At 33.2% G+C, this 20,655-nt stretch carries 20 protein-coding genes; 9 read left to right on the forward strand and 11 right to left on the reverse strand.

Annotation, left to right across the window (positions count from 1 at the left end; translation table 11 throughout):
• Nucleotides 1-43 precede the first annotated feature (43 nt).
• From AMD28_RS17570 to uvrB, 5 genes are all read left to right on the forward strand, one after another.
• Entirely contained in the window at nucleotides 44-2,539 is a 2,496-nt protein-coding gene (locus AMD28_RS17570) for a T9SS type B sorting domain-containing protein (protein ID WP_055445451.1), read from the forward strand.
• Nucleotides 2,540-2,690: 151 nt separating this feature from the next.
• A complete protein-coding gene (locus AMD28_RS17575; protein WP_055445452.1) occupies nucleotides 2,691-3,503 on the forward strand; it encodes an IPT/TIG domain-containing protein in 813 nt (270 codons plus the stop codon).
• A 95-nt stretch (nucleotides 3,504-3,598) separates the two neighbouring features.
• Nucleotides 3,599-4,036: a hypothetical protein gene (locus tag AMD28_RS17580; protein WP_055445453.1), complete on the forward strand. Its 438-nt coding sequence runs from the start codon at nucleotides 3,599-3,601 to the stop codon at nucleotides 4,034-4,036.
• Nucleotides 4,037-4,342: 306 nt separating this feature from the next.
• A complete protein-coding gene (locus tag AMD28_RS17585; protein ID WP_161804650.1) occupies nucleotides 4,343-5,395 on the forward strand; it encodes a T9SS type B sorting domain-containing protein in 1,053 nt (350 codons plus the stop codon).
• Between the two features lie 91 nt (nucleotides 5,396-5,486).
• A complete protein-coding gene (uvrB, locus tag AMD28_RS17590) occupies nucleotides 5,487-7,490 on the forward strand; it encodes an excinuclease ABC subunit UvrB (RefSeq protein WP_055445455.1) in 2,004 nt (667 codons plus the stop codon).
• Nucleotides 7,491-7,782: 292 nt separating this feature from the next.
• Here uvrB and AMD28_RS17595 read toward each other — a convergent pair whose 3' ends face one another.
• A complete protein-coding gene (locus AMD28_RS17595; RefSeq protein WP_055445456.1) occupies nucleotides 7,783-8,184 on the reverse strand; it encodes a hypothetical protein in 402 nt (133 codons plus the stop codon).
• 217 nt (nucleotides 8,185-8,401) lie between these two features.
• On the opposite strand from AMD28_RS17595, the gene AMD28_RS17600 reads away from it, so the two are divergent.
• Nucleotides 8,402-8,689: a DUF1456 family protein gene (locus tag AMD28_RS17600; protein ID WP_055445457.1), complete on the forward strand. Its 288-nt coding sequence runs from the start codon at nucleotides 8,402-8,404 to the stop codon at nucleotides 8,687-8,689.
• A 155-nt stretch (nucleotides 8,690-8,844) separates the two neighbouring features.
• Here the strand turns inward: AMD28_RS17600 and sucC are convergent, their stop codons facing one another.
• Nucleotides 8,845-10,038, reverse strand: coding sequence for an ADP-forming succinate--CoA ligase subunit beta (gene sucC / locus AMD28_RS17605; RefSeq protein ID WP_055445458.1), 1,194 nt, complete (start codon nucleotides 10,036-10,038; stop codon nucleotides 8,845-8,847).
• 232 nt (nucleotides 10,039-10,270) lie between these two features.
• On the opposite strand from sucC, the gene lysA reads away from it, so the two are divergent.
• Nucleotides 10,271-11,509: a diaminopimelate decarboxylase gene (gene lysA, locus AMD28_RS17610; RefSeq protein WP_055445459.1), complete on the forward strand. Its 1,239-nt coding sequence runs from the start codon at nucleotides 10,271-10,273 to the stop codon at nucleotides 11,507-11,509.
• Nucleotides 11,510-11,644: 135 nt separating this feature from the next.
• Nucleotides 11,645-12,583, forward strand: a complete 939-nt coding sequence (locus AMD28_RS17615; protein WP_055445460.1) for a sterol desaturase family protein — start codon at nucleotides 11,645-11,647, stop codon at nucleotides 12,581-12,583.
• 39 nt (nucleotides 12,584-12,622) lie between these two features.
• Here the strand turns inward: AMD28_RS17615 and AMD28_RS17620 are convergent, their stop codons facing one another.
• The gene (locus tag AMD28_RS17620) at nucleotides 12,623-13,606 is read right to left on the reverse strand and encodes a T9SS type A sorting domain-containing protein (protein WP_055445461.1); all 984 of its coding nucleotides are present in this window, start codon (nucleotides 13,604-13,606) and stop codon (nucleotides 12,623-12,625) included.
• Nucleotides 13,607-13,946: 340 nt separating this feature from the next.
• Between AMD28_RS17620 and AMD28_RS17625 the strand changes: the two genes are divergently transcribed.
• On the forward strand, nucleotides 13,947-14,459 hold the full coding sequence (locus AMD28_RS17625; protein ID WP_055445580.1) for a hypothetical protein: 513 nt from the start codon (nucleotides 13,947-13,949) through the stop codon (nucleotides 14,457-14,459).
• 29 nt (nucleotides 14,460-14,488) lie between these two features.
• Here the strand turns inward: AMD28_RS17625 and AMD28_RS17630 are convergent, their stop codons facing one another.
• The 8 genes from AMD28_RS17630 to AMD28_RS17665 form a co-directional block, all read right to left on the reverse strand.
• A complete protein-coding gene (locus AMD28_RS17630) occupies nucleotides 14,489-15,895 on the reverse strand; it encodes a M20/M25/M40 family metallo-hydrolase (RefSeq protein WP_055445462.1) in 1,407 nt (468 codons plus the stop codon).
• Between the two features lie 94 nt (nucleotides 15,896-15,989).
• The gene (locus AMD28_RS17635) at nucleotides 15,990-16,808 is read right to left on the reverse strand and encodes an alpha/beta hydrolase (RefSeq protein WP_055445463.1); all 819 of its coding nucleotides are present in this window, start codon (nucleotides 16,806-16,808) and stop codon (nucleotides 15,990-15,992) included.
• 39 nt (nucleotides 16,809-16,847) lie between these two features.
• Entirely contained in the window at nucleotides 16,848-17,213 is a 366-nt protein-coding gene (locus AMD28_RS17640; RefSeq protein ID WP_055445464.1) for a DUF2200 domain-containing protein, read from the reverse strand.
• Nucleotides 17,214-17,339: 126 nt separating this feature from the next.
• The gene (locus AMD28_RS17645) at nucleotides 17,340-18,269 is read right to left on the reverse strand and encodes a TolB-like translocation protein (protein WP_055445465.1); all 930 of its coding nucleotides are present in this window, start codon (nucleotides 18,267-18,269) and stop codon (nucleotides 17,340-17,342) included.
• Nucleotides 18,270-18,485: 216 nt separating this feature from the next.
• A complete protein-coding gene (locus tag AMD28_RS17650) occupies nucleotides 18,486-18,842 on the reverse strand; it encodes a bleomycin resistance protein (protein WP_055445581.1) in 357 nt (118 codons plus the stop codon).
• Nucleotides 18,843-18,856: 14 nt separating this feature from the next.
• Nucleotides 18,857-19,063: a helix-turn-helix domain-containing protein gene (locus AMD28_RS17655; RefSeq protein ID WP_055445466.1), complete on the reverse strand. Its 207-nt coding sequence runs from the start codon at nucleotides 19,061-19,063 to the stop codon at nucleotides 18,857-18,859.
• Between the two features lie 3 nt (nucleotides 19,064-19,066).
• Complete coding sequence (locus AMD28_RS17660) at nucleotides 19,067-19,603, reverse strand: DUF2975 domain-containing protein (protein WP_055445467.1); 537 nt, start codon at nucleotides 19,601-19,603, stop codon at nucleotides 19,067-19,069.
• A gap of 151 nt (nucleotides 19,604-19,754) precedes the next feature.
• Nucleotides 19,755-20,645, reverse strand: a complete 891-nt coding sequence (locus AMD28_RS17665; RefSeq protein WP_083478376.1) for a PPK2 family polyphosphate kinase — start codon at nucleotides 20,643-20,645, stop codon at nucleotides 19,755-19,757.
• Nucleotides 20,646-20,655 lie beyond the last annotated feature (10 nt).

Raw genomic sequence — 20,655 nt, forward strand, 5'->3', positions numbered from 1 at the left:
CTATTATATTTTTTATTATTTTTACCACCCTTAAAACTATTTAATGAAAAAAACTATTACCCTATTCTGTTCTATTGCTCTTTTATTATTTACTATTACTAGTACATCAAGCAATACCAATCTTGTTAAAAACATAAATAAAACAACAGAATGCCCTGCTGCTGTTGTTACCTCTTTTTCTCCTTCTTCAGGACCAGAAAATACATTAATCACCATTACTGGAAGCAACTTCAGCACTGCCAATATGGTTGCGTTTGGAGGAGTCAATGCTACTTTCAATATTATTAGTGATACAGAAATAACTGCTATTATTCCTGCAGGAACTAGTGCTTCTGCTTCTATTTCTATTGTAAGTACTGGTGGATGTGCAGGAACATCTGCTACAAACTTTACGTTATTAGCTTCCGCATGTACATCTGCAGAAATTTATATTTCAGAAATTTATGATGCGTTTTCAGGAGACTATGCGGTTATAGAACTTTATAACCCAACGAATGCTCCCGTAATTATTGACAATACTTATGTTATTGTTCGATATGGAGATATTGGAAATGCAGCACCAAACAATACCTTTGATGCTATTACAGGTACTATAGCTCCTTTAAGCACTTTCATAATTCAAATGGGAAGTGGTTCCGATTGTCCTTCGCTTATCGCGGATTTTAATATTGGCACAGGAATTAATGACAATGATGAATTTGAACTTTTAAAAAACGGTGTCATTATAGATAATGTGCATTCGCCAGACGAAAGAGGATATAGCATTATTAGAAATGCAGATGCTACCATTCCGCAAACCATATACGATAGCAACGATTGGACTATAAGTTCTCAAGAAGATTGTACCGATTTAGATATGCATACTGCAGATGCTATTCCAGATAACACACCAAATATTACGCATCCAACGTCACAATCTATTTGTGAAAATGGGACAACTACTTTTACAGCTTCCGAAGATTCTGGAACATTTTCATACCAATGGAAAACACTTAACGCTTCCGGAAACTGGGTAAACGTAACCAATAGCACGAATTATTCAGGCGCTACAACGGGTACATTAACCCTTAATAATGTTCCTGTTAGTTTTGATAATAATCAATATTATTGCGAAATCACTTCACCTTCTTGTACGCTGATAACCAATGCAGCACAATTAGAAATTAATGTGACTATTGTAGATACTTTAGCAAATCAAACGGTTTGTGACAGCTATAGCTTACCTACGCTAACGAATGGTAATTACTTTACTGGAACTAATGGAACTGGAACAGCACTTGCTACTGGAGATGTAATTTCGACATCACAAACTATTTACATCTATAATGCCGTAGGTACTTGTACAAACCAAAGCAGTTTTACAATTACTGTAACTCCTGCTCCAAGTGTGGATACTGTATCTAATGTATCGGTATGTACTTCGTATACACTTCCAATACTTACAAACGGAAACTATTTTACAGCAACCAACGGAACTGGAACGTCTTTAAACGCAGGAGATAGCATTGCAACTACACAAACTATTTATATCTATAATGCTGTAGGTACTTGTACCAACGAAAACAGTTTTACAGTTACCGTAAATGGAACACCAACCGTAGATACTTTAGCCAATCAAACGGCTTGTGAAAGTTATACGTTACCAACTTTAACGAATGGTAATTATTTTACAGGAACTAACGGAACAGGAACTCCATTAACTGCTGGTGATGCAATTACTACATCGCAAACGGTATATATTTATATAGAATTAGGTACTGCTCCCAATAACTGTTCTAACGAGTCTAGTTTTACCGTTGCTATAAGCCAAGCTCCTTTAGTAGATACAAATAGTAACACCGAAACATGTTCTCAATATACGTTGCCTACTGTAACAAACGGTAATTATTTTACAGGAACTAACGGAACAGGAACAGCGCTTGCCGCTGGTGATGTGATTACTACCTCACAAACGGTTTATATTTACAACTCTGTAGCTTCTTGTACCAACCAAACGAGTTTTGATATTAGCATTTTACCTGCTACAGATTTCATCCTTACCGCAGCTAATCTTACTATAAATGAAAACGAATTAAATGTAACTATGGACGACACAACCATTAGTTATGTGTACGCTGTCGATTCTGGTTCGTTTCAAACAGATGATACTTTTAACAACCTATCTAACGGAACACATACCCTTTATGTGGAAGATGCTAATGGTTGTGTTTCTAAATCTATTTCTTTTGAGGTTCTTGTTAATTTGGATGCTATAATAATTCCTAACGGGTTTTCACCAAATGGAGATGCCTATAACGAATGGTTTAAAATTCAAGGATTATATGATGTATACACCAATCATAAACTAGAAATTTATAACCGTTACGGAACACTAGTTTTCACTGGAAACAACGATAATAAATGGTACGGAAAAGCGAACAGAGGCCTTATGAGTTCGGATAAAACATTACCTGTTGGAACCTACTTTTACGTATTACACCTTAACGATGCTAATGCTACCAAACAAAGATATATAGGTTGGGTATACCTTAACAAATAGTTTATAGTCTAGGTATTCTTTATTAATCTAATATTTTATCATATATTTAGGAGCCTTATTTTTAAATAAGGCTCCTTTTTTTTAGAAGGTAACATTCACATAACATAAGACTAATTAAATATTAATTATTTTTGCGCCCTAATTATAGCCAATGAAACGTATTAAACTTTTACTTGTTTTTATTTGTACTTTTTTTATTTACAATGCAAGCAACGCTTTTAACACTAACAAAAACTTAAAAAACGCAGCAAAGGTTTCCAACTTTTGTCCTGCTCCTGTACTGACTTCTTTTTTCCCTTCTAGCGGACCAGAAAACACAGTAGTTTATATTAGCGGAAGTAATTTTAACGCTGCCGCAACTGTAGCATTCGATGGAATAAGTGCGACGTTCACCATAATTAATGACAATGAAATAGAAGCTTATATTCCTGCAGGAACTTCTGCTACTTCTAATATAACCATTACTAGTACTGGTGGCTGTGTAGGTAATTCAGCAACAGATTTCACTTTATTAGCTTCAGCATGTACTACTGCAGATGTTTATATTTCAGAAATTTATGATGCGAATTCCGGAAGTTACGCCGTTATAGAATTATACAACCCAACCAATACGCCTATTGTTTTAGATGGTGTTTATATTATTGAACGTTATGGAGATGTTGGAAACGCTGTTCCTAGTCAGACCTATAACATATTAGGTACTGTGGCGCCTTTTGATACCTTTATTATTATATTAGGAAGTGGATCGGATTGTCCTTCGTTAGTTGCCGATTTTAATGTTGGCACAGGAATAAATGATAACGATGAATTTAAACTTTTAAAAAACGGTATACTTATCGATATCGTAATGCGCCAACTGAAAGAGGATATACTATTATTAGAAATCCAGATGCTGCCGTATCACAAACATCTTTTGATGCTACGGATTGGACTATTAACACGCAAGAAGATTGTGCCGATTTAGGTTCGCATACTGCAGATCCAATTACAGATAATACACCTACAATTACAAATCCTACAGCACAAACCATTTGTGAGAATGGTACAGCTACTTTTACAATGGCTATATCTGGTACCGAAACATATACCTACCAATGGAAAGTTTTAACTAGTGCCGGAAACTGGGTAAATGTGACGAATGATGCTAATTATTCTGGAGCAACAACAGACACCTTAACCATTACTAATGCGCCATTAACTTTTGATTTGAATCAATATTATTGCGAAGTCACTTCAGCAAGTTGCGACTTGGTTACTAATGCGGCACAATTACATGTTGGTAATGTGGAAGTGGATACACTTACAAACGAAACCGTTTGTACTAGTTATACTTTACCTACATTAATGAATGGAAATTATTATACGGCAACCAATGGTGGTGGAACACAACTAACCGCAGGAAGTACCATTACAACCACACAAACTATTTTTATTTATAATATTGCTGGAACTGCGCCAAATACTTGTGATAACGAAACTAGTTTCACCATTACGTAGCGGAACACCTCCTGTAGATACCGTTTCTAGCGAGACCGTTTGTGCTAGTATACACTTCCTTCTATTACTAACGGAAACTATTCACGCAACAATGGTGGTGGAACACAACTTAACATTGGGGATAAATTACCCACTCAAACTATTTTTATTTACAACGAAGTTGGAACTGCGCCAAATACTTGTGATAACGAAACAGTTTCACAATTACAGTTGGAAATCCTCCTGTAGATACTGTGTCTAGCGAATCTGTTTGTACTAGTTATACTTTACCAGCATTAACGAATGGAAACTATTATACGGCAACCAATGGTGGGGACACTAACGGCAGGAAGTACCATTACAACCACACAGACTATTTTTATTTACAATATTACTGGAACAGCTCCTAATACTTGTGATAACGAAACTAGTTTCACAATTACAGTTAGCGGAACACCTCCTGTAGATACCGTTTCTAACGAAACCGTTTGTGATAGCTATACATTACCTGCTATTACCAACGGAAACTATTACACGGCAACCAATGGTGGCGGAACACAACTTAACATTGGAGACAACATTACATCCACACAAACTATTTTTATTTATAACGAAATTGGGACTGCTCCTGACACTTGTTCAAACGAATCTAATTTCACTATTACAGTTACCGGAAATCCTCCTGTAGACACTTTATCAAATCAAACGGTTTGTACAAGTTATACCTTACCAGTATTAACGAATGGAAACTATTATACCGCAACCAATGGTGGCGGAACGCAATTAAACGCTGGTGATATGATCACAACATCGCAAACTCTTTATATTTATAATATAACTGGAACTGCTCCTAATACTTGTGACAACGAAACTAGTTTTGATATCACTATTTATCCTGCTACAGATTTCACACTGGATGATTCTAATATTACTATCGTGGATGATTCCATAACAGTAAGCATGACAGACACTAGTATAAACTACCTGTACACGGTAGATTCTAGTGCTTCACAAGTAAACCCTGTATTTACAAATCTTGCAAATGGACTTCACACCTTAATCGTTCAAGATGAAAATGGTTGTGTCGTAAAATCTATTCCGTTTACAATCGATAGTATTCAAGAAATTCATATTCCTTTATTTTTCACACCAAATGGAGATACATTTAATGATACTTGGTTAATAACAGATACTCAAAATACCATTAAACAAATCCTAATCTTTAACAGATATGGTAAACTTTTAAAAGAAGTTTCTCCTGCTGAGAAATCTTGGGACGGAACCTACAGAGGATATAATCTAGAAAGTAATGATTATTGGTACTTAATCACATTATATACGGATGAAGAACTTAAAGGACATTTTACCTTAAAAAGATAGCTTCCAAAGATTTCAAGTTCCATTAGCTTTAAGTCATTTAAAGGTATTACGTTTTTAGATGCGGAATCATAGTACAGCATGACAATAACATATGAAATTTAAAATAGAATCAGAATTTAAGCCAACAGGAGATCAACCAAATGCTATAAAACAATTAGTACATGGTTTAGATACTCATGAAAAATACCAAACCTTACTTGGTGTTACTGGTTCTGGTAAAACATTTACCGTTGCTAATGTTATTGAAGAAACCCAAAGACCTACCTTAGTCCTTGCGCATAACAAAACTTTAGCGGCACAGTTATACAGTGAATTCAAACAGTTTTTTCCGGAAAATGCGGTCGAGTATTTTGTTTCGTATTATGATTATTACCAACCCGAAGCCTACATACCAACTTCTGGTGTTTATATAGAAAAAGATTTATCTATTAATGAAGAAATAGAGAAGATGCGTTTAAGCACCACCTCTTCCCTACTTTCTGGTCGTCGTGATGTCATTGTAATTGCTTCGGTTTCTTGTTTATATGGTATTGGAAATCCGGTAGAGTTTCAAAAAAATGTCATTACTTTAAAACGCGATCAAGTCATTTCTCGAACCAAATTATTACACCAATTAGTACAAAGTTTGTATTCGCGTACCGAAGCCGATTTTAACCACGGAAACTTCCGAATAAAAGGAGATACAGTAGATATATTCCCAAGTTATGCAGATGATGCTTTTCGTATTCACTTCTTTGGCGATGAAATTGAAGAGATTGAATCCTTCAACATTCAAACCAATCAAATCATTGAAAAATATGATGTATTAACCATCTATCCTGCTAATATGTTTGTTACTTCACCAGACATTTTACAAGGAGCTATTAAAAGTATTCAAGATGATTTAGTCAAACAATACGATTATTTTAAAGAAATAGGAAAACACTTAGAAGCAAAACGTCTTAAAGAACGCACCGAATTCGATCTAGAAATGATTCGAGAATTAGGTTATTGTTCTGGTATTGAAAATTATTCGCGTTACCTGGACGGAAGAGAACCAGGAACACGACCTTTCTGTTTATTAGATTATTTTCCAGAGGACTTTTTAATGGTTGTAGATGAAAGTCACGTAACTATTTCACAAGTCCATGCGATGTATGGAGGCGATAGAAGTAGAAAGGAGAATCTGGTAGAATATGGCTTTAGACTACCGGCTGCAATGGATAACAGACCATTAAAATTTGAAGAATTTGAAGCCCTTCAAAACCAAGTCATTTATGTGAGTGCAACGCCTGCAGATTATGAGCTTGAAAAAACAGATGGTGTTTATGTAGAGCAAGTCATTAGACCGACAGGTTTATTAGATCCGATAATTGAAGTACGACCAAGTTTAAATCAGATTGATGATTTAATTGAAGAAATTCAGCAACGTATTGAAAAAGACGAACGGACTTTAGTAACTACACTTACCAAACGTATGGCGGAAGAATTAACGAAATATTTAAGTCGTATTCAGATCCGTGTAAATTACATTCATAGTGATGTAGATACTTTAGAGCGTGTACAAATCATGCAAGATTTACGTAAAGGTATTTATGATGTTTTGGTTGGTGTGAATTTACTTCGTGAAGGTTTAGATTTACCTGAAGTATCTTTGGTTGCTATATTAGATGCAGATAAAGAAGGATTTTTACGTTCGGCAAGATCACTAACTCAAACCGTTGGTAGAGCAGCAAGAAATCTGAACGGAAAAGCAATTATGTATGCCGATAAAATTACAAAAAGCATGCAAAAAACGATTGATGAAACCGAATACAGACGTGCAAAACAAATTGCTTATAACACCATGCATAATTTAGTACCAAAAGCATTAAATAAAAGTTTAGATAGTGCTTTAGGTAAAAATTCGGTGAGCACCTATAGTTACGAATTAGAAGCGGCAAGAGCTGCAGAACCAGAAAGCGAATATTTATCGAAAGGAGAATTAGAAAAGAAAATTCGTGAAAAACGGAAAATTATGGAGCAGGCAGCAAAAGCTTTAGACTTTTTAGTTGCTGCAAAACTTCGTGACGAAATTAAAAGCTACCAAGGTAAACTGGAAGAGTTGAAAGCTTAACTGATGACTGATGACTGATGACTGATGACTGATGACTGATGACTGATGACTGATGACTGATGACTGATGACTGATGACTGATGACTGATGACTGATGACTGATGACTGATGACTGATGACTGAAACCTATGTCATTTCGAGCTTGTCGAGAAATCTTTTTTCAACTAATACCTAAAGGCTTTTTAATTTAGAGTGGAAAAAAAATATTTAAAAAATGAGATTCCTGCCTACACAGGAATATGTTCTATAACTAAATTAAATGCGCCTTTGGCTTTTTAATTTAGAGTTTCACTTAATTATACTGTACTTTAAAAATATCTATCAAAACATCTGGTGGTACAATTTTATTTGGAAAGCTTTCCATTAAATACAATACTCTACTAATAGATTCATGGTTTAATCCCATTCGTAAACCAAAATTATGCAGTTTAATAATTTCCTTATCTTCAATTTCACCATCAATACTCATTAATAAAACCAATCTATGAAATTGTACAATACGTTCACTATGTGATTTTAAATGTGTATAATCTATAGGGTTTTCTATAAGGTAATCAAAATCTTCACGAGAAATATGCAATTGCTTCGCTACACCTATTAAAAATTTATGCTCAATACTTTTTATCATCTTGTCACATTTCGCAAATGCAATCATTTCAGACAAAAGGCATAGTTTTTCTACCCTATTTACCATTACTATGAGGAATTAATTAATTATTATAAAGTTAGATATAATCCCTCTTTTATAATCGTCGATATATTGTATCTTGTCGAAAAAAAAAGAGTAATTCATCGCTTTTTTACTAGTTTCATAGAAACAAAATCTTACAAAATGGCAAACAAGACCTTTGTTTACATAGATTGATAGGATTTATACTTTTAAAACTAACAAAAAAAATTAAAATTCTACTATGACTAATAATGACATATTTAAAAAACTAAGAGTAGCACATAAACTTCGTGATGAGGATATTATAAAAATTCTAGCTTTAGTTGATTTTAGAATAGGAAAAAGTGAGCTTAATGCTTTTTTTAGAAAAGAAGATCATCCAAAATATATGGAGTGTGGTGATCAAATTTTACGAAATTTTCTTAATGGTTTAGTAATTCATTTACGTGGACCAATGCCCAAAAAAGGAGAGAAAAAAATAAGCGATACTCCAGCAAAAAATAAGATACAAAAAAAGAGCAACGATTAGTTGCTCTTTTTTTTGTCTAATATATACTTATCATCATTTTAAAGAATACTTATCTGCCTATTGTCTTTTTAAGGCAAAAAAAAAGAGCAACCAAATGGTCCCTCTTTTCTATATATTTATGAGATACAGAAACTAGTTCTGTACCACATTGTAATTTACTTAGATAATACTTCTTGTACTTTATCAGCAGCTTCTTGAAACTCTGTAGCACTCATTACAGCTAATCCTGAATTATCAATTAATTCTTTAGCTATATCTGCATTGGTACCTTGTAAACGTACAATAATTGGCACTTCAATATTCCCCATGTTTTTGTATGCATCAATAACTCCTTGAGCAACACGATCACATCGAACAATACCTCCAAAAATATTAATTAAGATTGCTTTTACAGCTGGATCTCTTAAAATAAGTTCGAATGCAATTTCTACTCTTGCAGCATCTGCAGTACCACCAACATCTAAAAAGTTAGCTGGCTCACCACCTGCTTGCTTAATTAAATCCATTGTTGCCATTGCAAGTCCAGCACCATTTACCATACAACCAACGTTTCCGTCAAGATCTACATAGTTAAGTCCATGCTCACCTGCTTCTACTTCAATTGCATTTTCTTCACGTAAATCACGTAAAGCAGCTAAATCTTTATGTCTATATAATGCGTTGTCATCTAAAGATACTTTAGCATCTACAGCCATTATTTTAGAATCACTTGTTTTTAAAACTGGGTTAATTTCAAATAAAGAAGAATCAGACTCCACGTAAGCTGTATATAATGCAGTTACAAATTTTGTCATTTCTTTAAAAGCAACACCAGATAAACCTAAGTTAAAAGCTATTTTTCTAGCTTGAAAACCCATTATTCCTAAAGCAGGATCTATTTCTTCATGAAATATTAAATGTGGTGTTTCTTCTGCAACCGTTTCAATATCCATTCCACCTTCTGTAGAATACATAATCATATTTTTACCTGTAGCTCTATTTAAAAGTACAGACATATAATATTCTTCTGTCTCAGAATCTCCAGGATAATAAACATCTTCACAAACTAAAACTTGGTGTACACGTTTACCTTCCGCAGAAGTTTGTGGTGTTACCAAATCCATTCCAATAATTTGTCCAGCAATTTCTTCTACTTCTTGTAAGCTCTTAGCAAGCTTAACTCCTCCACCTTTACCACGTCCACCAGCATGAACTTGTGCTTTAATCACGTGCCAACCAGTTCCTGTGTCTTCCGTCATTTTTTTTGCTGCAGCAACTGCTTCTTGAGCTGTTTGTGCAACGATTCCTCTTTGAATACGTACGCCAAAACTGCTTAATAATTCTTTTCCTTGATATTCGTGTAAATTCATCTTGTTTAAAGTAAAATTGTTAGTTCTCTTTCGCCAAAAGCTTCAAAGAATTTATAATAAAACAAAAGTAAATAATCACAAGAACTTACCCTAATATTTAATTATTAAAAAACTAACAAACTATAGAAATTTCATATTGTTAAATAATTAACAATATGTTTAAAATATGTAATATTATGATATTTTAATTTTTATACGCTTGAAAAAAAATATCTTTGAAAAAAAATCACACATGCAAAACAGCGAATTATTAAAGATAGCAGAAGATTTCGGGAGTCCGATTTACGTTTATGACGCAGCTAAAATAGCTTTTCAATATAAGCGTTTAACTTCTGCTTTTAAAAAGGTTAAACAGGTAAAACTGAACTATGCTGTTAAAGCGCTATCTAATATTTCTATTTTAAAATTAATGAAATCCTTAGGAGCCGGATTAGATACGGTTTCTATTCAAGAAGTAAAATTGGGGCTTGCTGCGGGTTTTACACCAGATCAAATTATTTTTACTCCGAATGGCGTTTCACTAGAAGAAATTGAAACCGCTGCTAAATTGGGCGTTCAAATTAATATAGACAACCTTTCTATTTTAGAGCAATTTGGTACAAAGCATCCAAAAACACCTGTTTGTATTCGTATCAATCCGCATGTAATGGCTGGAGGAAACACGAATATTTCTGTAGGACATATAGATAGTAAATTCGGAATTTCCATCCATCAAATACCGCATATCCTTCGTATTGTTGAAAACACCAACATGCATATTAACGGTATTCACATGCATACTGGAAGTGATATTTTAGATATTGATGTGTTTTTATATGCTAGTGAAATTTTATTCGAAACGGCTAAACACTTTAAAACGTTAGATTTTATCGATTTTGGTTCTGGTTTTAAAGTACCTTATAAAGAAGGAGATATTGAAACGAATATTGAAGAGTTTGGAGAAAAACTAACCAAACGTTTCAATGATTTCTGCAAAGAATACGGAAAAGAATTAACCCTTGGTTTTGAACCAGGAAAATTTTTAGTGAGCGAAGCTGGTCAGTTTTTAGCAAAAGTAAATGTGGTAAAACAAACTACTTCTACTGTTTTTGCACAAATTGATTCCGGATTTAATCATTTAATAAGACCTATGCTTTATGGATCGCAGCATGAAATTGAAAACATTTCTAACCCAGAAGGAAGAGAGCGTTTTTATAGTGTTGTAGGTTATATCTGTGAAACGGATACTTTTGCGAATAACAGACGTATTGCAGAAATTAACGAAGGAGACATCATAGCATTTAAAAACGCTGGAGCTTATTGTTACTCGATGGCTAGCAATTACAATTCGCGTTATCGTCCTGCTGAAGTACTTTGGCTAAATAACGAAGCACATTTAATTCGAAAAAGAGAAACTTTTGAAGATATACTTCACAACCAAATAGAAATAGAAATTTCTAGTAAAACAAAGGAAAAGGCTTTAACAAAATAAGACCATTTCATTCTAAAATATAAATCCGTTTTAAGCAAACCTATGCTTAATGCGGATTTTTTTTACTAAGAAATACCTTTCAACTGCGGTTTCCGAGTAAATTCAAGGTATTTTTGGAATTAAAAATAAATTTTAATGGATTTTACTAACCCTTTAGTTTACGGTGTACCTTGTTTTTTAGGACTCATTTTATTAGAGTTGAGCTATAGCAAACATCGTAAAGAGGCTCGCAGTCAAAAATTATACGCATGGAAAGATTTGGCAGCAAGTGTAACAATGGGCGTTGGCTCTGCTATTATAGCACCACTTACTAAAACCATTGCAGCCATTGTATTATTTAACTTTATTTACAACCTTTTTAACCCAATAGTAGCTGGTGTACACACCAATATTATGGGATACGAGTCTTTTGGATACGCTTGGTACATTTGGTTTATATGCCAACTTTGTGACGATTTTAGTTATTATTGGTTTCACCGACAGAATCATAATGTACGCTTTCTTTGGGCTGCACATATTGTACATCACTCTTCCAATAATTTTAATTTAGGAACAGCAGTGAGAAATGGTTGGTTTACTCTTTTTTACAAACCTTTATTTTACATGTGGATGCCTGCTATTGGTTTTCCTCCAGAAATGGTAGTTGTTTGTTTAGGAATTGAATCCCTTTGGCAATTTCAATTACATACGGTTTACGTTCCTAAATTAGGTGTCATTGAAAAAGTATTCAACACACATACGATGCACCAAGTACACCATGCACAAAACATAGAATATATGGATAAAAACCATGGTGGCTTTTTAAATATTTTTGATAAAATTTTCGGTACTTGGAAAGAGCTAGATGAAAATATTGAAATTAAATATGGGGTTACTCACGCGCCAAATTCCTATAATCCACTTGTTATTTTAACACATGAATACAAAGATATTTGGAACGATATGAAGAAATCCAAAAACTGGTCTCATAAATTCATGTATGCTTTTGCGGCTCCTGGATGGAGTCATGATGGCAGTACACTTACCATAAAACAACTACGAAAACAAATGAAAAAGCAAAACCTGAAAAGTTAACTTTTCAGGTTTTATGCCTTTTCTATAAAAACAAAGTTATTACTTTTTAATAAACTTTTTGGTAAGCACTGCTCTATCCGTTTGTACCTGCACAATATACATTCCTGCTTGTAAAGCACTAACATCTATAGCGGTTGTATTATTTGTTGTACTTAAAACTTGTCTTCCATTTAAATCAAAAACAACAATAGATTTAATTGCTGTTGGTGTTTTTAAATTTACATTTAATATGGACTGTACTGGATTTGGCACCACAGATATCTCATTATATACATTTTCTTCAAGTCCCAACAAAGTGACTAAATATACTTCACTAACAGTTGTTGTGTCATCAATTCCAGCAATAGGTATATTAATATTTATAGTATTTGATCTAAAAACTAAATTACCATTACTATTGTCATAATAGTAATAAGAAGTTTGTGTTGCCGTTCCAGCATTATTTAAAAATGGAGGCAAATCTAAAGTAACCGTTTGTAGCATTTTTAATCTTGTAACGGTTCCACTATAAGTTCCAGATCCAACAACATTCATACTAAGTGTTCCATATCCATCTACCATTTTCACAATATTTCCAGAAAAGGTACCTGAAGCAGATCCACTATTAAAGGTTCCAGCAACTGGATCTGAATTGTTATAGCCAAAACTTAATGGAAATGCACCAATAAGCGCATTATCTGTTATATAATTCAATTCTAAATCTGGAGTTACTGCTCCAGTTATAGAAAGTTCTCCAGCAATACTTTTTAATAAAATATCGTTATCACCAGAAGAAAACACATTTGTTGTTCCTGGGAATGTAGTTGTTTCCATACTTGTTGGTGCAGCATAGGAATCTATAGAAGTTCCCGTATTGGTTAAACTAGTAAAATTCCACGTTGTGCTTGCTCCTGTTGGACTTTGATCTACTGTACCATCGACATTGGCATATACTGACATATTCATACTGTTAAACGTGGCAATGCTTTGAGCAAAAGTTAGGCTAGTAGCGAAACAAGCCAGATAAAGTAATTTTTTTTTCATTTTTTAATAAATTGATTAATAGTCCACTAAAAGTACAAAAAGGAAACAGATAACCTAAAATACTACTATAAAGAACCACAATAAACGATTAACTGCTTAATAGTATTTGGAAATAATTTATAGAAGCGAAAGATCTTTAAAGTAAAGCATAGAGCCTTTTACTCCAACCAACCTTACCCAAAACCAATAATCTACTAAAAGTCAATGCTTAATATATTTTATTTTGTATATTTATATGAATCCTAATTGAGCTAAAATATAGTATTGCCTCACTTTTACTATGATTAATATTTTTCCTATTTCTATATGGAAACGCTTTATTAATTTAAATTTTAGATTCATGAAAAATGTAATTGCATTAGGGCTGCTATTCTTTGTAATAGTTTCCTGTACCAAAAAAAATCGCTACACGCAAAACTCTCCAGAAATTGACATTGTTAAAGCCGTAATTAATAATTATGACTACCAGAAATGGGATAGCTTAACAATGAATTATGCAGATACCGCGAAAGTGTATTACAATACAAGAAATCAATTTTTCACTGCTAAAAGTTTACCTGAATATCATAAAAGAAATGATTCTAGTTTTTTAACGAGAGCTTTTGAAGAAAACAGAAGAGAATTTGAAATGGTTACCGACGACAACGGAAAAAAATGGGTGAATTTTTGGGGGATTTGGGAAGGCAACCTTTTAGAAAACAATAAAAAAATTGAAATGCCTGTTCATATTACCTATCAATTTATCCATAAAAAAATAGTCCTTGAATATGGATATTGGGATGCTAGTCAGTTAGTTTTAGCACTGCAACGACTAGAGGATATGAAAAAAACAGATACTATCTTTATTCGTTAATAAAATAGCATCTGTTATTTTTTTTTAGATTAATTTTTAATCTCGCTTTGCTTTGGCAGAGGGTTTGTACCATACTTATCAAACAAGTAAACTAAAGATGTCATGGTCGCCGCCCCTAGTTCTAGCTCGCGTTTATTAACCGCATCAAAGGTATCATTTGCTGCGTGATGGTGATCAAAATAGCGTTGTGAGTCTGGACGTAATCCTGCTAATACGTTACTATCGTTTTTTAATGGTCCAACATCTGCACCACTTCCTCCTTTTTCAAAATAATGAATAAGGTATGGTTTAAACAAAGGTTTCCAACTTAATACTTGGTCAAAATTAGCGTCGCTACAATCGAAACTAAATCCTCTTGGGGTAAATCCTCCAGCATCACTTTCTAGAGCAAACACATGGTTTTCTCCCTTTCGTTTTGCTTCTTCTGCGTATTTATTTCCGCCACGTAATCCGTTTTCTTCATTCATGAATAAAACGACACGAATACTTCTTTTTGGTTTAATTCCAGATGCTTTTAAAAGTCTTAAAACATCCATAGACTGTACCACTCCTGCTCCATCATCATGAGACCCATCTCCTAAATCCCAAGAATCTAAATGTCCGCCAACTACAAAATACTCTTTAGGAAACTCACTTCCTGTAATTTCACCAATGACATTATAAGAAAGTACATCTTTAAATTGCGAGCAACTTTGTTTAAAATAAAATTCTAAATTTTCATCTAATTTTAATGCTGTGCTTAAGAGTTCTGCACCATTGGTACTTATTGCAGCAGCAGGAATACGTTTTTCTAAAGGAAGATCGTCATAGGTCATACTTCCTGTATGTGGAAAATCGTCTAAACGCATATTCATAGAACGTACAATAACACCAACTGCTCCATATTTTTCAGCTTCTACAGCACCACTATAACGCTGATTTACACAACCGCCATACGCATTAAAAGTACTAATTAAATCTTGTTGCATGGGACGGTTAAAAAATACAATCTTTCCTTTTATTGCAGCTTCTCCAAGCTTTTCTAATTCTTCAAAATTTTGAACTTCAATAATCTTAGCTTTTAAACCCAAAGGATTTGTTGCCACAGAGCCACCAAGCGCACAAATAGCAACACTGGTCGTAGTTTTCTTTATAGAAGATTCTAAATACGCATACTCTTTTGCGCCACGAACCCATTTTGGCACCATCACTTCTTGTAACCAAACTTTATCTAAACCTAGTTTTTCTAATTCTTCTTTTCCCCATTGCACAGCAAATTCTGCTTGTAAAGATCCTGACAAACGACCTCCTATTTGGTTAGACAAATAATCTAGCCACTCATAACTTTTACCATTGGTTAAAGACTGTGTATAAATTTCTCTAAGGACTTCTTCATCGGTTTGTGAATAGCTTGTAATCGTACTTAATGCGAAAAGAAACAGGAGAATTTTTTTCATTTTACTTTTTTAGGGATGTTTTTTTTAAGTTTTAAAGGTACTACTTCTAGAAATGAAGAATTCTTAAATAAAATATAAAACCTTAATTTATATGCTATTTTTCTGGATTCAATATCCAAGTAAGTGCTTGTTCTTTTTTAGCTCTAAAAATGGTACTATGCTTTTCATTTGGCGCATCTTCATATTTCCAAACTAAGGTATTAGGCGCATTACTTTGTAGCCTTTTAGCAAGAATATTGGTGTGAATGGAAATATCTTCTACTCCGGAACCAGCAAACCAAAGTTTGATTTTTTTATTTGGAAAAGCATTTACGTATGTGGAAGCATTTTGTTCCAAATAGTTATTATTCCACCAAAGGGAAGGATCCATTGCAATATAGAAATCAAATGCGTTGGGTTGTAAAAGGAAGGTCTCCATAACAAAAAGACCAGCTAAGGATTCGCCAATAATACCTTTTTGAGAAGTTGTTCTGTATTTTGTATTTATCTGAAGCATTAACTCTTCGGTTATAAATGCTCTAAAGTTTTTTGCGCCATCGGTTAACGGACAATATTCAGCATCTGCTTCTACTTCCGAAAAACCGGTTAAGTCTCTTCCTCTTTCTGTATTTTCAATACCCACAAGAATTACTGGTGGAATATTTTTGCTTTCAACTAGTTTGGCTATGGAATTCGCAATATGCGGAAAATCTTCTTTTATTCCGCCATCAGGCATATATAACACCGGAAAAGTATCGGTACTATTTTTATAATTTGGCGGAAGCCACACATTAATTACGCGTGTTTCGTTTACAAAACTAGAGTTTATGGTGAAGTTATCGTGATTAGGAATAACATCTTGGATCGTTGTTGTATTAACACAACCAAACGTTAATAGTACTATAAACGATAAATAATAAATAGATTTCTTCATTTTGTTGTTGGGATTAATATTAAACTAAAATTCACAAAATTATGCTATACGCAATATCTTCTCCATTTTTCTTCCTCTCGCTAACTCTTCCACCAGTTTATCTAAATAGCGAACTTCTTTGGTTAGCTGATTTTCTATATCTTCTATTCTATATCCACAAATCACACCTTTAATTAGTGCTGCATTTGGGTTTAAGGATGCGTTTTTAAAAAAGGTTTCAAAGGTTACTTTTTCATTTATTAGCTCTTCTAGCTTTTGTTCATTATACCCCGTTAACCAATGAATTACTTGATGTAGTTCTTGTTTAGTCCTTCCTTTTTTTTCTACTTTGGTAATATAATGCGGATATACAGAAGCAAAGGTCATTTTTGCAACTCGCGCATCATGGTGGCTGGTAGTGGTCATCGTTTATTTTATTTATTGATTAGTGGGTTGTTTAGAATGAGCTCCTTTTTATAAGCATTTATAATATCCACTTTCCTTTTAATTCCGAATGCGTCGCAGTTCTATCCTGTTCCTTTAAAACTTGCTTTATTCTATTTTTATAGCCGTAGAATAAATTCTACTTAAGCCATTTGGATTTTCTTGAACATAGCTTTTAAAATCTAAAATATCTTTAAATTTTCTAGGTTCCAGATTTCTTCTTTTACTGGTAAAATATAAGATTTCGTTTTCGGCATCATAAAAAGGACAGTATTCCATGTACTTTGTGTTAATAGGAACTCCTAAGTTTTTTGCTTTTTCCCATTTGCCATTTTCATCTTTTATTGAAATGTACAAATCACCACTTCCTTGTCCTCCATCTTCATTGTACTTGGTATATACTATAAATTTTTCTTCCCTAGAGATAAAAGCATTAAATTCATAACCACTGCTATTTATATTTTCATTTAAAAGAACTGGAGTTTCATATGTACCTGCATTCCATTTAGAGAAATAAATATCATCTTTTCCTAATCCATTAGGCGCTTCCATGGTAAAATACAAATTATTATTTCTACTAACGGAAGGATAAAACTCGTTGAAACTAGAATTAATAGGCTTCCCTATATTTTTAGGGGTCGACCATGCATCGTTACTATTATTTCTATCCACATACCAAATATCGAAATCTTTTTTCTCACTAGAAATATTGTCTAAAGGTCTATCTGAAACAAAAAATAGTCGATTTCCATTTGGCGACAAAAACGGTTCTAAATACATAAAGGAATCATTAAAAGATAATAGTTCTGGCTCCAACCATTCCTTTTTTTCTTTTTTAACAACCGCAATCTGTGAAATTTGTGCATCCGGACTTTGTATCGTAAAAAAAGCTTCATTACCACTATTAGAAATACAAAAATCGCGTACGTTATAAAATGTATTTAGTTTTTTATTAAACGGAACAATCGCATCACTCTTTTGGCCAAATAGTATATTCGAAACTAAAACCAATACTACTATCCATCTGATTTTTATCATAATTTTTTTCTAAGTCTGCTGCATTCAAGATGCATAAAACGCGATACCGATTCGATCAAAATGGACAACGAAATAATGTCTCTTAACTTGTTTGCGAATGCTTATTTAAGCTACTAATTTAGTGAATAAAAACGGAATACTGAAGTTGATGTATTATGACAAATAGCTTTACATTTAAAACAAATGACACACAGAGTAGGTTAGCGATATTTAATATTAAATACTTTGTCCGAAGGTTAATAAATTATTATCAGGATCGAGAATGGCAAATTCTCTTTGCCCCCAAGGTTTATTTTCCAATGCACCGTTTGGGTGTATCGTGGTATTATTATCTAATAAGGATTGGTGAAAATCATTTATATTATTGGTTCTAATATAAACTTGTCCGTAATTCTCTTTGGGCTCGAGTGTTTTAAATTCAAAGAAATGTATTTGAATTTGATCTTTTTCTAGCATTAAATAACCATTAAAATCTGGATTACCAAACACTTTAAAACCTAACTTATTTATGTAGAAGTCTTTCGTGACATTCTTGTCACGCATTGGTAGTTTTGGAATAATAGTAGTTAGCATCATTTTTAAGATTCTTAATCTTTTGCATGTTCTAATATATCTGCTGGCTGACAATCTAATGCTTCGCAAACCGCATTTAAAGTGCTAAACCTAATGGCTTTTACTTTTCCTGTTTTTAGTTTAGACAAATTTGCCAATGAGATATTTACAATTTCCGATAATTCGTTAAGTGACATTTTACGTTTTGCCATCATAACATCTAAGTTTACAATAATTGCCATACGTTATACTGTTTCTTCTAGTTCTTCTTGATATGCTACTCCTTTTGAGAAAATAGTAGCAATAACATAAATTACAGCTGCCATTAAAATAAATGCTTGACTATCTGCCCAAAATTGGTTTAACATATCGATATTATAACCTCGATGCTGCAAATTTTCAGCAACTTGTCGTGCCAAATAGCTTAATAAGCCTATTGAAAATGTATAGTAACTAATTTGTGAAATCTGTTTAGAAACAAAACTATTGAATGGTTTAGACAAATCAATTTTGGTTACTAGCACAATCAGTAAATAAAATAGATACGCTTTAAGAATCGAGATGATTAATATAAAACTGTACATACTAAAAAAGGCCGATTTGCTAGTTGTATACATTTCGCTTAAGTCTAATTTCTGATATAGATTTGCAACGAATTCAGGATTATACAAACTACATATAAAGTTAACTACCAATCCCCCTGCTTCAATACATAAGCCAACAAAGATGACCCAAGTTACAATTTTCAAACCTTTAAATACGACGTTATTTGTTTCTGACATGATTAGAATAGTTATAATTACATCACAAATATAGATAAAAATTTATCGGTAAACGATAAATATATTATTTTTAATGATAAATATTATAAATAATAATCAATTCTTTTAAACACATTACTTCTTTAAAAAATTAGAAAAAAAAAAAGCAGTATTACTCCTTACTTAATTGCTCTTTATACAATGCTATATTTGCCTTCACATCATCATCTAATTCTGGTTCTTTAATATCGGTATACTCTTTTAAGGTATCATACATTATTTTAGCAACTATAAGTCTTGCTGTTGGTTTGTCGTCTGCAGGAATATTAAACCAAGGCGCATGTGGTTTTGAAGTTCTATTTAAAGCGTCTTGATAACATTCTTGGTATGCTCCCCAAAGTTTGCGTTCTTTTAAATCGCCTGGAGAGAATTTCCAGTTTTTAGATGGTTTATCTAAACGACGTAGTAACCGGTTTTTCTGTTCGCCTAAAGATAAGTTCAAAAAGAATTTAAAAATAATGGTTCCGGTTTCTGCAATATGCTTTTCAAAATTATTTATTTGCTCAAAACGTTGGCTCCAGAAAGCATCGTCTATATCTTCTACAGAATTCACATGTGGCAAATGCTCTCCCATAATATAACCAGGGTGCACTCTAGTTACGAGTACATTTTCGTAATGCGTTCTATTAAAGACGCCAAACTTACCACGAGCGGGAAGTGCGATATAATGTCTCCAGATAAAATCGTGTTTTAACTCTAATTCTGTTGGCACTTTAAAACTATGCACGACTACTCCTCTTGCATTAAAATCTTTAAACACTTCACGAATCAAACTATCTTTCCCGGCAGTATCCATTCCTTGTAAGCAAACCAAAACAGCATATTTTCCATGCGCATAAAGGGTATCTTGCAATTCGCCAAGTTTTCGTCTAACCTTTTTTAATTCGTCTTTTACATCGTCTTCATCTGCTTCTAAACTATAGGTTGTTGTAAGTTTCGAAATTTCTATTTGAGATTGTATTTTAAAGTCCTTTATTTTAATTGCTTTCAATTTTATCGCCATTTTAAGTTAT

Source organism: Lacinutrix himadriensis (assembly GCF_001418105.1).
Classification (GTDB): Bacteria; Bacteroidota; Bacteroidia; order Flavobacteriales; family Flavobacteriaceae; genus Oceanihabitans; species Oceanihabitans himadriense.

Excerpts from the sequence above, each read along its gene's own strand:
- AMD28_RS17570 (WP_055445451.1), top strand. The coding sequence starts at position 44 with ATGAAAAAAACTATTACCCTATTCTGTTCTATTGCTCTTTTATTATTT.
- AMD28_RS17575 (WP_055445452.1), top strand. The coding sequence starts at position 2,691 with ATGAAACGTATTAAACTTTTACTTGTTTTTATTTGTACTTTTTTTATT.
- AMD28_RS17580 (WP_055445453.1), top strand. The coding sequence starts at position 3,599 with ATGGCTATATCTGGTACCGAAACATATACCTACCAATGGAAAGTTTTA.
- AMD28_RS17585 (WP_161804650.1), top strand. The coding sequence starts at position 4,343 with ATGGTGGGGACACTAACGGCAGGAAGTACCATTACAACCACACAGACT.
- uvrB (WP_055445455.1), top strand. The coding sequence starts at position 5,487 with ATGAAATTTAAAATAGAATCAGAATTTAAGCCAACAGGAGATCAACCA.
- AMD28_RS17595 (WP_055445456.1), bottom strand. The coding sequence starts at position 8,184 with ATGGTAAATAGGGTAGAAAAACTATGCCTTTTGTCTGAAATGATTGCA.
- AMD28_RS17600 (WP_055445457.1), top strand. The coding sequence starts at position 8,402 with ATGACTAATAATGACATATTTAAAAAACTAAGAGTAGCACATAAACTT.
- sucC (WP_055445458.1), bottom strand. The coding sequence starts at position 10,038 with ATGAATTTACACGAATATCAAGGAAAAGAATTATTAAGCAGTTTTGGC.
- lysA (WP_055445459.1), top strand. The coding sequence starts at position 10,271 with ATGCAAAACAGCGAATTATTAAAGATAGCAGAAGATTTCGGGAGTCCG.
- AMD28_RS17615 (WP_055445460.1), top strand. The coding sequence starts at position 11,645 with ATGGATTTTACTAACCCTTTAGTTTACGGTGTACCTTGTTTTTTAGGA.
- AMD28_RS17620 (WP_055445461.1), bottom strand. The coding sequence starts at position 13,606 with ATGAAAAAAAAATTACTTTATCTGGCTTGTTTCGCTACTAGCCTAACT.
- AMD28_RS17625 (WP_055445580.1), top strand. The coding sequence starts at position 13,947 with ATGAAAAATGTAATTGCATTAGGGCTGCTATTCTTTGTAATAGTTTCC.
- AMD28_RS17630 (WP_055445462.1), bottom strand. The coding sequence starts at position 15,895 with ATGAAAAAAATTCTCCTGTTTCTTTTCGCATTAAGTACGATTACAAGC.
- AMD28_RS17635 (WP_055445463.1), bottom strand. The coding sequence starts at position 16,808 with ATGAAGAAATCTATTTATTATTTATCGTTTATAGTACTATTAACGTTT.
- AMD28_RS17640 (WP_055445464.1), bottom strand. The coding sequence starts at position 17,213 with ATGACCACTACCAGCCACCATGATGCGCGAGTTGCAAAAATGACCTTT.
- AMD28_RS17645 (WP_055445465.1), bottom strand. The coding sequence starts at position 18,269 with ATGATAAAAATCAGATGGATAGTAGTATTGGTTTTAGTTTCGAATATA.
- AMD28_RS17650 (WP_055445581.1), bottom strand. The coding sequence starts at position 18,842 with ATGCTAACTACTATTATTCCAAAACTACCAATGCGTGACAAGAATGTC.
- AMD28_RS17655 (WP_055445466.1), bottom strand. The coding sequence starts at position 19,063 with ATGGCAATTATTGTAAACTTAGATGTTATGATGGCAAAACGTAAAATG.
- AMD28_RS17660 (WP_055445467.1), bottom strand. The coding sequence starts at position 19,603 with ATGTCAGAAACAAATAACGTCGTATTTAAAGGTTTGAAAATTGTAACT.
- AMD28_RS17665 (WP_083478376.1), bottom strand. The coding sequence starts at position 20,645 with ATGGCGATAAAATTGAAAGCAATTAAAATAAAGGACTTTAAAATACAA.